Annotated in this window: 9 protein-coding genes, 1 tRNA gene and 2 pseudogenes; 7 read left to right on the plus strand and 5 right to left on the minus strand. The window is 57.4% G+C overall.

All coding sequences use genetic code 11. The annotated features are described in order from the left end of the window. Positions 1–9: 9 nt before the first annotated feature. The 4 genes from secD to queA all read right to left on the minus strand — a co-directional run bounded on the left by secD (position 10) and on the right by queA (position 4,515). A complete protein-coding gene (gene secD / locus AWM69_RS12835) occupies positions 10–1,878 on the minus strand; it encodes a protein translocase subunit SecD (RefSeq protein ID WP_218727053.1) in 1,869 nt (622 codons plus the stop codon). Between the two features lie 67 nt (positions 1,879–1,945). After that, on the minus strand, positions 1,946–2,284 hold the full coding sequence (gene yajC, locus AWM69_RS12840; protein ID WP_048378105.1) for a preprotein translocase subunit YajC: 339 nt from the start codon (positions 2,282–2,284) through the stop codon (positions 1,946–1,948). A gap of 42 nt (positions 2,285–2,326) precedes the next feature. Then, positions 2,327–3,442, minus strand: coding sequence for a tRNA guanosine(34) transglycosylase Tgt (tgt, locus tag AWM69_RS12845; RefSeq protein WP_048378106.1), 1,116 nt, complete (start codon positions 3,440–3,442; stop codon positions 2,327–2,329). 11 nt (positions 3,443–3,453) lie between these two features. Further along, a complete protein-coding gene (gene queA / locus AWM69_RS12850; RefSeq protein WP_131652254.1) occupies positions 3,454–4,515 on the minus strand; it encodes a tRNA preQ1(34) S-adenosylmethionine ribosyltransferase-isomerase QueA in 1,062 nt (353 codons plus the stop codon). A 106-nt stretch (positions 4,516–4,621) separates the two neighbouring features. On the opposite strand from queA, the gene AWM69_RS12855 reads away from it, so the two are divergent. The 7 genes and pseudogenes from AWM69_RS12855 to AWM69_RS12885 all read left to right on the plus strand — a co-directional run. Further along, positions 4,622–4,706, plus strand: a tRNA-Leu gene (locus AWM69_RS12855). Positions 4,707–4,869: 163 nt separating this feature from the next. Further along, positions 4,870–6,198 carry an integrase arm-type DNA-binding domain-containing protein gene (locus AWM69_RS12860; RefSeq protein WP_068937302.1) on the plus strand — a complete coding sequence of 443 codons (1,329 nt, stop codon included), beginning with the start codon at positions 4,870–4,872 and terminating at the stop codon, positions 6,196–6,198. A gap of 987 nt (positions 6,199–7,185) precedes the next feature. Beyond that, positions 7,186–8,166 carry an integrase domain-containing protein gene (locus tag AWM69_RS12865; RefSeq protein ID WP_218727055.1) on the plus strand — a complete coding sequence of 327 codons (981 nt, stop codon included), beginning with the start codon at positions 7,186–7,188 and terminating at the stop codon, positions 8,164–8,166. After that, positions 8,163–8,438, plus strand: a complete 276-nt coding sequence (locus tag AWM69_RS12870) for a hypothetical protein (protein WP_218727057.1) — start codon at positions 8,163–8,165, stop codon at positions 8,436–8,438. Before AWM69_RS12865 ends, AWM69_RS12870 begins: the two co-directional genes overlap by 4 nt. A gap of 96 nt (positions 8,439–8,534) precedes the next feature. After that, positions 8,535–9,349 (plus strand): annotated as a pseudogene (locus AWM69_RS12875) (transposase); the annotation flags it as partial. Positions 9,350–9,417: 68 nt separating this feature from the next. Next, entirely contained in the window at positions 9,418–9,555 is a 138-nt protein-coding gene (locus AWM69_RS23130; RefSeq protein ID WP_218727058.1) for a hypothetical protein, read from the plus strand. A 111-nt stretch (positions 9,556–9,666) separates the two neighbouring features. Then, positions 9,667–10,169, plus strand: a pseudogene (locus tag AWM69_RS12885) (IS66 family transposase zinc-finger binding domain-containing protein); the annotation flags it as partial. A 101-nt stretch (positions 10,170–10,270) separates the two neighbouring features. Here AWM69_RS12885 and ltrA read toward each other — a convergent pair. Continuing rightward, a complete protein-coding gene (ltrA, locus tag AWM69_RS12890) occupies positions 10,271–11,692 on the minus strand; it encodes a group II intron reverse transcriptase/maturase (protein WP_218727060.1) in 1,422 nt (473 codons plus the stop codon). Positions 11,693–12,044: the final 352 nt, after the last annotated feature.

Raw genomic sequence — 12,044 nt, forward strand, 5'->3', positions numbered from 1 at the left:
GGCAGCCCCTTAAATCCACAACTTCTTGAAGTCCCGACCGCCGTAGATCAGGTTGACCATTGCGCGGGTCACCATGATGGCCGTGAACATCGAGGTAAAGATCCCGAGGGACATGGTCACCGCAAAGCCTTTAACCGGCCCGGTACCCATGGCAAAGAGAATCCCGCCGACCAACAGTGTTGTCAGGTTGGAGTCGACAATCGCCGTAAACGCACGACTGAAGCCTTCATTGATGGCTCGCTGAACCGACATGCCCGCGGCAATTTCCTCACGAATACGCGAGAAGATCAGCACGTTGGCATCGACCGCCATACCCATCGTCAATACGATACCGGCAATACCCGGCAAGGTCAGGGTCGCGCCCAGCAACGACATCAGCGCCAGCAGCAGCACCATGTTCACCGCCAGGGCCACCGTCGCGATCACACCGAAGAAGCGGTAGATGGCGATAATGAACAGCGACACGAACAGCATGCCCCACAGCGAAGCATCGATACCCTTGACGATGTTGTCAGCGCCCAGGCTAGGACCAATGGTGCGCTCTTCAGCAAAGTACATCGGCGCTGCCAGACCACCGGCACGCAACAGCAGAGCCAGCTCGGAAGCCTCGCCCTGACCGTTCAGGCCTGTAATACGGAACTGGCTGCCCAGCGGCGACTGGATGGTCGCCAGGCTGATGATTTTTTTCTCTTCCTTGAAGGCCTGGACCGGCACTTCTTTTTCGACACCGTTGACCACTTGCTTGGTGTAGGACGTCACCGGCTTCTGCTCGATGAAGATCACCGCCATGCTGCGGCCGACATTGCTGCGGGTCGAACGGCTCATCAACTCACCACCGTGACCATCAAGCTTGATGTTCACCTGTGGACGGCCCTGCTCGTCAAAACCTGCCTGAGCGTCTGTCACCTGATCACCCGTGATGATCAGACCACGCTCGATTTGTGCAGTAGGACGATTGCCTTCGCGGAACTCGAACGTTTCAGAAGTCGCTTTCGAAGCGCCCGGCTCTGCTGCCAGACGGAACTCAAGGTTGGCCGTCTTGCCCAGAATACGCTTGGCTTCGGCGGTGTCTTGTACGCCTGGCAGTTCAACCACGATGCGGTTGGCACCCTGACGCTGAACCAATGGCTCGGCAACACCCAATTCGTTGACCCGGTTACGGACCGTTGTCAGGTTTTGCTTGATGGAGTATTCACGGATTTCCGCCAGCTTGGCCGGGGTCATCGCCAGACGCAGAACCGGCTGACCATTAAGATCGGCGGCCGTTACGTCGAAGTCATTGAAGTTCTTGCGAATCAGGCTACGCGCTTGCTCACGGACTGCTTCATCAGCAAAGCCCAGTTGAATGGAGCCATTGAGCTGCGGCAGGCTGCGATAACGCACCTTGTCTTTACGCAACAGGCTCTTGACGTCGCTCTCGTAGACTTTCATGCGCGCGTCAACGGCCTTGTCCATGTCCACTTCCAACAGGAAGTGCACACCACCCGACAAGTCCAGACCCAATTTCATTGGGTGAGCACCCAGGCTACGCAACCATTGAGGCGTGGTCTGTGCCAGGTTGAGCGCAACGACGTAGTCATCACCCAAAGCCTTGCGCACCACATCCTTGGCCGGAAGCTGATCGTCCTTGCTGACCAGACGCAGCAGGCCGCCCTTGCCGTTGTCGGCCAGGGTAGCGCCTTTTACGACAATGCCCGCATCAGCCAGCGCCTTGCTTGCACGCTCCAGATCAGCTTGAGTGACCTGCAGAGCCGTGCTCGCGCCCGACACCTGAATGGCCGGGTCATCAGGGTACAGATTGGGAGCAGAATAAATAAAACCGATCGCCAGCACGGCCAGGATCAGAATGTATTTCCACAGAGGGTATTTGTTCAGCATCAATCACGCCGCCCGCTTAAAACGCGGGGCGCCTTGCGCGCCCCGTCGATTGTTAAAATTTGAAACTTTAGATCGCTTTCAGCGTGCCCTTGGGCAACGTGGCTGCAACAGAGCCTTTCTGAATTTTCAGCTCGACAGTGTCAGACACTTCGATCACAACAAAAGCATCGGATACTTTGGTGATCTTGCCGGCGATACCGCCAGTCGTTACAACTTCGTCACCTTTTTGCAGGTTACCCAATAGGGCTTTCTGCTCTTTGGCGCGCTTGGCCTGTGGACGCCAGATCATCAGGTAGAAGATGACCAGGAAGCCGACCAGGAAAATCCATTCAAAACCACCGCCCATAGGGCCAGCAGCGGCAGGTGCAGCAGCGTCCGCGAAAGCGGAAGAGATGAAAAAGCTCATTAAGCACTCCAGTTGCAAAGTTGTTTCTTAAAGGTCCGAAACTCAGTCCAAAGGCGGCACAGGCAGCCCGCGCTTGGCATAGAAGGCATCGACAAAGGTCGCCAATGTACCCTGTTGAATAGACTCGCGCAAACCAGCCATGAGCACCTGATAGTGCCGCAAATTGTGGATGGTATTGAGCATGCTGCCCAACATTTCGCCGCACTTGTCCAGATGATGCAGATAAGCACGCGAGAAGTTCTGGCAGGTGTAACAGTCACAGGTCGGATCCAGCGGCGAATCATCATGGCGATGGAACGCATTGCGGATCTTCAATACACCGGTATCAATAAACAGATGCCCATTGCGGGCATTACGGGTTGGCATCACGCAATCGAACATGTCCACACCGCGGCGCACACCCTCAACCAGATCTTCTGGCTTGCCAACCCCCATAAGGTAACGAGGTTTGTCAGCAGGCATCATCCCCGGCAGGTAATCCAGCACCTTGATCATTTCGTGCTTGGGCTCGCCCACCGACAAACCGCCAATGGCCAGGCCATCAAAGCCGATCTTGTTCAGACCTTCGAGCGAGCGCTCACGCAGGTTCTGGTGCATGCCGCCCTGAACGATGCCAAACAGAGCCGCCGTGTTATCCCCATGAGCGTTCTTGGAGCGCTGCGCCCAGCGCAACGACAGCTCCATGGACACCCGCGCCACATCTTCATCGGCCGGGTACGGCGTGCACTCGTCAAAAATCATCACGACATCGGAGCCCAGGTCACGCTGAACCTGCATAGACTCTTCCGGGCCCATGAACACCTTGGCGCCATCGACCGGCGAAGCGAAGGTCACGCCCTCCTCCTTGATCTTGCGCATGGCGCCCAGGCTGAACACCTGGAAACCACCGGAATCGGTCAGGATCGGACCCTGCCACTTCATGAAATCATGCAGGTCACCGTGCTTCTTGATGACTTCCGTGCCCGGGCGCAGCCACAGGTGGAAGGTGTTGCCCAGAATCATCTGCGCGCCGATGGCCTCGATATCACGCGGCAACATGCCTTTGACCGTGCCGTAGGTACCGACCGGCATGAACGCTGGGGTTTCAACCACACCACGGGGGAAGGTCAGGCGACCACGACGAGCCTTGCCATCAGTGGCCAGCAGCTCGAAGGACATACGACAATTGCTCATGCTTGATCCTCTGGGGCCGGGGCAGGAGCCGTCGGCGCAGGATTGCGGGTGATGAACATTGCATCACCGTAACTAAAGAAGCGGTACCCATGCTCAACCGCAGCCTTATAGGCCGCCATGGTTTCGGGATAACCGGCGAACGCCGAAACCAGCATCAAGAGCGTGGATTCCGGCAAATGGAAGTTGGTTACCAAAGCATCGACCACATGGAACGGTCGGCCCGGGAAGATAAAGATATCGGTGTCACCACTGAACGGCTTGAGCACACCATCGCGCGCCGCACTCTCCAGCGAACGGACGCTGGTAGTGCCCACGGCAATCACCCGGCCGCCACGTGCACGGCAGGCCGCCACCGCATCGACCACGTCCTGACCCACTTCGAGCCATTCGGTGTGCATATGGTGATCTTCAAGACGCTCAACCCGCACCGGCTGGAACGTACCCGCCCCCACATGCAGCGTCACAAATGCCGTTTCAACGCCCTTGGCAGCGATCGCCTGCATCAGCGGCTCGTCAAAATGCAGCCCCGCCGTCGGTGCTGCCACCGCCCCCAGGCGCTGGGCGTACACCGTTTGATAACGCTCGCGATCCGAACCTTCGTCCGGGCGATCAATGTACGGCGGCAATGGCATATGCCCGACACGGTCCAGCAGGGGCAAAACCTCTTCGGCAAAGCCCAGCTCGAACAACGCATCATGACGTGCCAGCATCTCGGCTTCGCCACCGCCATCAATCAGGATCTTCGACCCTGGTTTTGGCGACTTGCTGGAGCGCACATGCGCCAGTACCCGATGACTGTCGAGCACCCGCTCAACCAAGATTTCCAGCTTGCCGCCCGAAGCCTTTTGGCCGAACAAACGCGCCGGAATCACCCGGGTATTGTTAAACACCATCAAATCGCCCGAGCGTAAATGTTCAAGCAAATCAGTGAATTGACGATGTGCCAGCGCCCCGCTCTCCCCATCGAGGGTCAGCAGGCGACTGTTGCGGCGCTCCGCCAAAGGATGGCGTGCGATGAGTGAATCCGGGAGTTCGAAAGTAAAGTCAGCAACGCGCATGATAGGTTTCGTCTAGCAGGGCCGGGGAGTTTAACGGACTTAGTAAAAATAGACCAATAAGTTGTTGACCGGCCTAAACCTCGTCTCTATACTTCGCCGCCATTGAGCCCTGATGGCGGAATTGGTAGACGCGGCGGATTCAAAATCCGTTTTCGAAAGAAGTGGGAGTTCGATTCTCCCTCGGGGCACCATTTGCAGTACATAGACGACTACCAACGTCTACGTAACACCCCTAGAGCCCGCTAACTGCGGGCTTTTTGGTCTCTGGGGTTCCACCCCCATCTCTTGCAAGCCAGCCTCTTTTTGGTACATTTTCTGTACATATTCCAGTTCGAGAACCGGAGGTGTACAGCGATGCCATTGACCGTCTTGCAAATCAAAGCGTCCAAGCCTGCCGACAGACCGTTCACGTTGAGTGATAGTTCGGGTCTTGCCTTGCTGGTGAAACCCAACGGCAGCAAGTATTGGCACTTCCGGTACACCTATCAGGGGCGGGCGGCGCGCATGTCACTGGGCGTGTATCCGCATATCTCCTTGCAGGAAGCCCGTGAACGAGCTGCAGAATGCCGCAACCTACTCAAGCAAGGCACCAACCCCGGCGCCAAACGCCGCGATGACAAACTGCGACAGCAGGAGGCCGGGCTCAACACCTTCAGGCGAGCCGCGGAGTACTGGTACCAATTCAAATCGGACTCCGGCCGCAGCAGCGCGACGCTGAAGAAGATCCGCGACTATCTCGATAAGGATCTACTGCCCGCTCTCGGCGAGAAGCAACTGGAGCTCATCACGCGAAGCGACTGCGCAAAACTGCAGGCCTGCATCGAAAAACGAGGCGCCTTCAATGTTGCGGACAAGACCCGGACCTGGCTGAAACAGATTTTCAGTCAAGCCATTGCACGCGGCCTGTGCGAACACAATCCAGCCTCCGAACTCCATGCCATTGCGATAGCCCCACCGCCCACTCAACACTACCCACATCTGCACGAACACGAACTACCTGAGTTTCTCCGGGCCTTAAGCAAGACCACCAGCCGGCTACCAGCGAGGATTGCATCATGGATGACAATTCTGACGGCGAGCCGCCCCGGCATGGTTCGCTACGCAAAATGGGAGGAAATCGATTTTGAGGAAGGGATATGGACCATCCCGGCCGCCCGCATGAAGATGCGCAGAGACTACGTCAGCCCTCTACCTCATCAATTGATCGCCATGCTTACCAAACTGAACCAAAGCACTGGCCGCAGTCGGTATCTATTCCCAGGCAATGGTGAAAAGCAGCCAGTCATCAGTGAAAACACGATCAACCTGGTGTTCGCCAAGATCGGCTATAAAGGACGACTCGTCAGCCATGGCACTCGTCATACCGCAAGCACGCTGCTGCGCGAACATGGCTGGCTGAAGGACCATGTCGAAAGCCAGCTGGCTCACGTCGAGGGCGGCATCTCTGGCGAGTACAATCAAGCCCTATACCTGCCGCAACGTCGGATCATGATGCAGTGGTATGCAGACTATCTCGACGCCCTCAAAGAAGGCATTACAGCCAACCTTCGCGATCAATTTGATACTCGCGTTAATCAGTTCCTCGCACGCCCTCCTGCACCGCCTCTAACAGCATCCCATGCACACAAAGATGATCACCTCCAAAAGTTGCCTATCGAGACAGACTCAACGGCGACTCAGTGATCACGTGACGCCTCACCAATTCGACCCGGTCGACGACAACATCATCGCCTTGCAAAACTACCGAGGCGCATTCCAACACTGGTAAGTCGGTGAGATCTCACAGCCCAGCCTTCCACGCGGGTCCATCCAAACAGGGCTGCAAAGCCGCCCTGCTTGGATGGACCTCACTTAAAAAATCTAAAGCCCATACAGCTATCTGTGGAAAACCACTAATTTCCACCGGTGGATAATTTCATCCACCGCCGCAGAACTCCGGAAAATTCGAGCCTTGACCTGAATTATCGACAGGCGTAGAAAAGATCGGGCAAAGCGCTGTCGTTGACAGCAACCCAGGTAGCCAGAACCTTTAAGGCTACGCCACACCGTGGTGGTTCTCCCAAAGTGCGATTAGCGTCCGGCGGTTCGCACGGTCACAGCGATGTGATGGATGCCTACTTTTACCAGCGTGCCCACTGCGGCAACTCATTCCCTTTCATAGCTGCCCTGCAGCAACCTATCCGCTTGGCCATTTCATTGCGCCAACCTGCGCCCGTCTCTTTCTTCCGGAAAGAGACGGGCGCTCCTACCGCTGCGGCAACCCAACTCGTACAAGGCTTTGCGGCATTCCCCCTCGTGACAATCGGCGTGACAAACACCGAAGTCACCAGCAACAGCGATGCAGATGATGGTGCCGCAGCCCACGGGATGGACTGCACCTGACTGACAGTCAGGCATGCCCCGGTCATCGCTTCACTGCCTTCACCTGACTCAGGATCTCGCGGCACTGGTCTCGTCAGCCAGTGCAGCCTCCACCCGCCCACCGGTAACGGTGTTCAGGAGGCCAGATCATGAGATGCCCAAGCTCCCGGTCGTAAAGAGCCGCCAGTCCCGCGCTAGTGGACAACCCTCACAGGTCGCAGGGGCCTTGATCCCTGATAACACTCAACATTCTTGGCGGGATGACGTGGGGAAAAGCTTCAACGTTTTGACTTCGAGAGGAGTTTGATCATGGCGTTGGTCGGTAAACGGGACGAGCGCAATTTTGGCTATGGCCGGCAATTGAGCTACGCCGGGCCGCAGGCGTTGAAAGACATGTTCGGCGGTGGGCATTACGGCACGGTCAAGGCGCACAGTGATCGCTGGCAGGCGTTTGTACGCTGGTGTCGGTCGGAGGATGGACCAGGGTTTAACGATGCGCGACAAATTGATCGGCAGACCTTGCTGGACTACGCCGGGTATCTGCGCCAGCAAGTTGAACAAGGTGAGCTCGCTATCGCGACTGCGCAAAACCGATTATCCAGTGCGAATCGGACCATGGCCGCGCTGCGAGGTGATCAGTATGTGAAGGTGTCGAGTCCGAGCAAGGCTTTAGGACTGCAGCGCACAACTGTCCGCACAGCAGCCCCGCAAGGCCAGGATCGTGAACAGGTGAAGCGGATCGTCGAGGCGCTCTGCGAATACCAACTGCCGCGCGCGGCTGCCATCGTGCAGCTGGCACGAGCCACAGGCATGCGCTTACGCGAGGCGATTTTGGCCGACCTTCCGCGCTTGAAGCATGAGGTCGAACAATACGGCAAGATCAACATCCAGGACGGTACCAAAGGTGGCCGTTCAGGCGCGTCAGCACCTCGCTGGATCAGGGAGGATGATCATATTCGTGACGCACTGAGGTTTGCCGAAAAGGTCTCGCCCGACGATAGCCGCAACCTGCTTGCACCGAACGAACGCTACCTCGATTTCTTGCAGGGAATCGTCGGCCCCGCACGGGACATCCTCCATAAGAACAACCTCAAAGGCTTCCATGAATTGCGGGCAGCCTATGCATGCGAACGTTACGAGCAAATCACCCATCATCCCGCGCCTATCAACGGTGGCCATTGCTATCAGCTCAACCGACACCTCGATCAGGAGGCCCGAGTACAAATCAGCTATGAGCTGGGGCACGGCCGTATCGGCGTGGTATCGGCTTACATTGGTGGTCGAGCATGAACACGGCATTCGATATGGAGCTGTTCCTGGCGGGCGTCTTGACCGGGTCACACACCACACGCCAACGCCACCTGCGTCAGGCGAAGACTATCCAAACAGCGATCGCTGAGCGCTGGCAATGCGACAATCCATGGACTTGGCAGAGAAAACACCTTGCATGGTTTTTGAATCACCATCTAAACCAGCGCACTGAATCGACGCGCTATTACTATTTGCTGACCATGCAATTACTCACTCATCGTCTAGGAAAATCCTGGCAGTTCACCCACTAAGCGAAGGTCAGAAAACGGCTGATTCTGTTGAAAAAGTAGCTCCCCTGTCTGGCCTGCGGCAAAATTGCTTCATTGGCCGGCGGGGGATCACACAGCATGATGGGACAATTATCGAGTGGGCAGGAGCGACTGTTTTACTCGTTCAACCTTGAAGATCACATCCCAGCCAATCACCTTCTGCGCAGCATTGATCGGTGTCTCGATCTGAGCGATTTGCGCCATCACCTCGCCGACTTCTACAGCCCGATTGGGCGCCCGTCGATTGATCCCGAATTGATGATCCGCATGTTGATCGTGGGCTATTGCTACGGCATTCGCTCAGAGCGGCGGTTGTGCGAAGAGGCCCATTTGAACTTGGCGTATCGCTGGTTCTGCCGATTGAGCCTTGAAGATGAAGTCCCCAATCACTCGACCTTTTCCAAAAACCGACACGGCCGTTTTCGGGACAGCGATCTCTTTCGCTGGCTGTTCAATGAAGTGCTGCGTCGTTGCATGGACGCAGGCTTGGTCAAAGGTGAAGGCTTCGCCGTGGACGCCAGCATCATCAAAGCTGATGCCAGCCGGCAGCGCGGTGTACCGGGTGATGAACCGGTCAACTGGAGCGATCCGGCCCTGAGCACCCGCGCCGTGCGTGAGTATCTTGAGGCACTCGATGATGAGGCTCTGGCCGAAACGCTACCGAAGCGCCTATCGCTGACTGATCCTCAAGCCCGTTGGGCCGCAGCTCCAGGTGGCCCAGCATTCTACGCTTACTCTACTTATCTGATCGATACCGAGCACGGCGTGATCATGGATGTGGAACCCACACCGGCTCATCGAACCGCAGAAGTCGAGAGCACCAAGACGATGATCGATCGCATTGAAACGCAGTTCCACGCAAGCCGGAATGCCTCATTGGCGACACCGCTTACCGAGACCGCGCTGGCCCGAGTGATCGCCGAACTGTGCCTATCTCTTTGCCAATCGCCGCGCCAACCGGATGAAAGTACTGGTGCATGACGGCGTGGGAATCTGGGTTGCAGCGCGACGATTAAATCAAAGCAAGTTTACTGGCACGGTATCCGTCATGGATCGGAAATCGAACTCGATAACGAGCAACTTCAAGCATCGGTACTAGGTTTGCCTTGGCAGCGGGTCGGCGCGAGCGGCTCGATCACACTGCTTTAGCACCTGCGACTCGCCTATCGGTTTATCGCCGCTGAACGCCTGCTCTGGCACAATCAACGGCATGACTTCCTCGCCCAACCTCGACCAGATGACACCGGAACAGCTGCGCGCTTTGGCGGTACAGGCCATGCAGCTGTTGTCCCAGGTCAACCCGATGGGTCAGAAGATACATCGCCTCGAAACGGTCAACGAGCACCATGCTCATTAGATCGCCATCCGCAAATGGCACAAGTTTGCCAAGCGCAGCGAGCAGCTGAGTCCCGACCAAGACAGCTTGCTCGATGACCTGCTCGAGACTGATATCGCGGCCATCGAAGCCGAGTTGAAGGCGGTCAATACGCCACCGGTACCGGCCGAGCCACGTCAGAAACCCAAGCATGCGCCGCTGCCGTCGCAGTTTCCACGCATCATGATCCGTCACGAACAAGAAACCACCCAATCCGCTTGCGGCTGCCACTTCAGCGCATCGGCGAGGACATCAGCGAGAAGCTCGATTACACACCGGGCGTGTACACAGTCGAGCAAAATGTGCGTGGAAATTGGGCCTGCCGCCAGTGCGAAACGCGTCGTACCAAATGTCATGGCACATCCAGCATCGAGTAGGAGGCGGATTTACATCCGCCGTCCTCTCACACCACCGTACGTACGGATCCGTATACGGCGGTTCAAGCTATGCGGCTAAGCCGGTTTATCGTATCCAGTACCGAGACCAACCCAAGTTGATCCCATAGCTTCTTCGGCAGCGCCTGATTCATATGAGATGCTCCCGAGCTCCACCATGGGCCTCGGCCATTGAAGGCTGATTTGCAGGCGCGAGCTTCGCTAAGCCCCAGGCGCATCAAGTTGCGTGCCCTCGTTGAGGGCCGCTTCCATTGACGCCAGACGACGCAGCGAAGTTTGCGCCGCACCCAGCCGTCAATTTCCTCAAGTGGCCGTTTGCTCTGACTGAGCTTGAAGTAGCCTGCCCACCCGCGCAGCACAGGGTTTATCCGCTCGATGACATTCGCCATCTTGTGGCCCCGCGCCCCGCGCAGCAGGTCTCTTAACCGGTCGCGCAAGCGACCCAGGCTCATCCTCGCCACTCTCAGTCTCGGTTGCTGATGCCAGCTCATCCCATACCCTAGGTAGTCGCAGACCCAAGGCCGTGTTACGTGGCTCTTTCCCCGGTTCAGCGTCAGCTTCAGGCGCCGATTCAGGAAACCCTCAACGCCGGCCATCACCCGCGTGCCAGCTCGCTGACTGCGCACATAGATGTTCGCGTCGTCGGCATAACGCACGAAGCGATGGCCTCGCCGTTCCAGTTCGCGGTCGAGTTCGTTGAGCAGGATGTTCGACAACAATGGCGAGAGCGGGCCGCCTTGCGGCGTCCCTTCCTGCCGTCGACTGACGAGTCCGCCCGACATCACTCCCGCTTCGAGGTAACGACGGATCAGCGTGAGTACACGCCTGTCTTCGATTTGACGCGCCACTAAGGCCATCAGGACGTCGTGGTTGACCCGATCACAGAACTTCTCCAAATCGAGTTCCACGCACCAACGGTGACCCGCTGCCACATGGCTGCGAGCCGTTTCGATCGCTTGGTGAGCGCTTCTGCCCGGACGAAAGCCGTAGCTGTAATCCGAGAACAAGGGGTCGAAGATCGGCGTGAGCTGTTGCAGCAACGCCTGCTGGATCAGGCGATCCACGACACTGGGGATGCCCAATTGCCGTGTTCCACCTTTGGGTTTGGGGATGTCCACGGCGCGCACACCCTGCGGGTGATACTCGCCAGCCAGCAGCCTCACCTTGAGGATCGGCCAATACTGTTTCACGTGGTCCGCCAAGTCGTCGACCGTCATGCCATCAGCACCCGGTGCGCCCTTGTTGCTGACCACGCGTTGATACGCACGCCGCAGGTTGGCAGGTGCAAGCACTCGCTCCATCAGCGCGTCCGGCTCCGCGTTCGTCCACGCCATAGACGCCGCTGATACCTGTGCACTGCCAGCCGTCATCCTCGGATACTGTCCGGGACTCGGAGTAACAGTCTTCTCTTGGTGAAATGTCTGCATTTCGGTATTCAACGAGACTCTGACGCCTACTGGCGGCATAACTTGTTCGGCCCTTGGTGGCGCGGTTAACCGCCACTTACTACGGCTTCGGCTGACTTCTGTACGCTCATCCCATCGCCTTTCGACGTTCGGTAGCACAGTGGCAAGCGCACAGATCTCCCAGGGTAATTCGCGCGACCTTCCTGCTTATGCCTGTCGGATATACGTCACAGCGTTCCGTGCAAGTATTGGGCTTCGACGATTATGGCCGCCTTACCCCACTGCGCCGCCTCATCCGCTTCCTGTTCGTCAGGCCAGCATTTTGCCTCGGGCTTCCTTCAGATTCGCAGTCACCCGCGACACCCTTGCCTTTGGCTAACACTTCCCCTTGCCGGGTGTGTAGAGGACTTTC

The organism is Pseudomonas sp. D1HM (assembly GCF_019266105.1).
GTDB classification, from domain to species: Bacteria; Pseudomonadota; Gammaproteobacteria; order Pseudomonadales; family Pseudomonadaceae; genus Aquipseudomonas; species Aquipseudomonas taetrolens.

Bases quoted from the DNA above. Each gene is read 5' to 3' on its own strand.
- secD (WP_218727053.1), bottom strand. From the start codon at position 1,878: ATGCTGAACAAATACCCTCTGTGGAAATACATTCTGATCCTGGCCGTG.
- yajC (WP_048378105.1), bottom strand. From the start codon at position 2,284: ATGAGCTTTTTCATCTCTTCCGCTTTCGCGGACGCTGCTGCACCTGCC.
- tgt (WP_048378106.1), bottom strand. From the start codon at position 3,442: ATGTCCTTCGAGCTGCTGGCCACTGATGGCAAGGCTCGTCGTGGTCGC.
- queA (WP_131652254.1), bottom strand. From the start codon at position 4,515: ATGCGCGTTGCTGACTTTACTTTCGAACTCCCGGATTCACTCATCGCA.
- AWM69_RS12860 (WP_068937302.1), top strand. From the start codon at position 4,870: ATGCCATTGACCGTCTTGCAAATCAAAGCGTCCAAGCCTGCCGACAGA.
- AWM69_RS12865 (WP_218727055.1), top strand. From the start codon at position 7,186: ATGGCGTTGGTCGGTAAACGGGACGAGCGCAATTTTGGCTATGGCCGG.
- AWM69_RS12870 (WP_218727057.1), top strand. From the start codon at position 8,163: ATGAACACGGCATTCGATATGGAGCTGTTCCTGGCGGGCGTCTTGACC.
- AWM69_RS23130 (WP_218727058.1), top strand. From the start codon at position 9,418: ATGAAAGTACTGGTGCATGACGGCGTGGGAATCTGGGTTGCAGCGCGA.
- ltrA (WP_218727060.1), bottom strand. From the start codon at position 11,692: ATGCCGCCAGTAGGCGTCAGAGTCTCGTTGAATACCGAAATGCAGACA.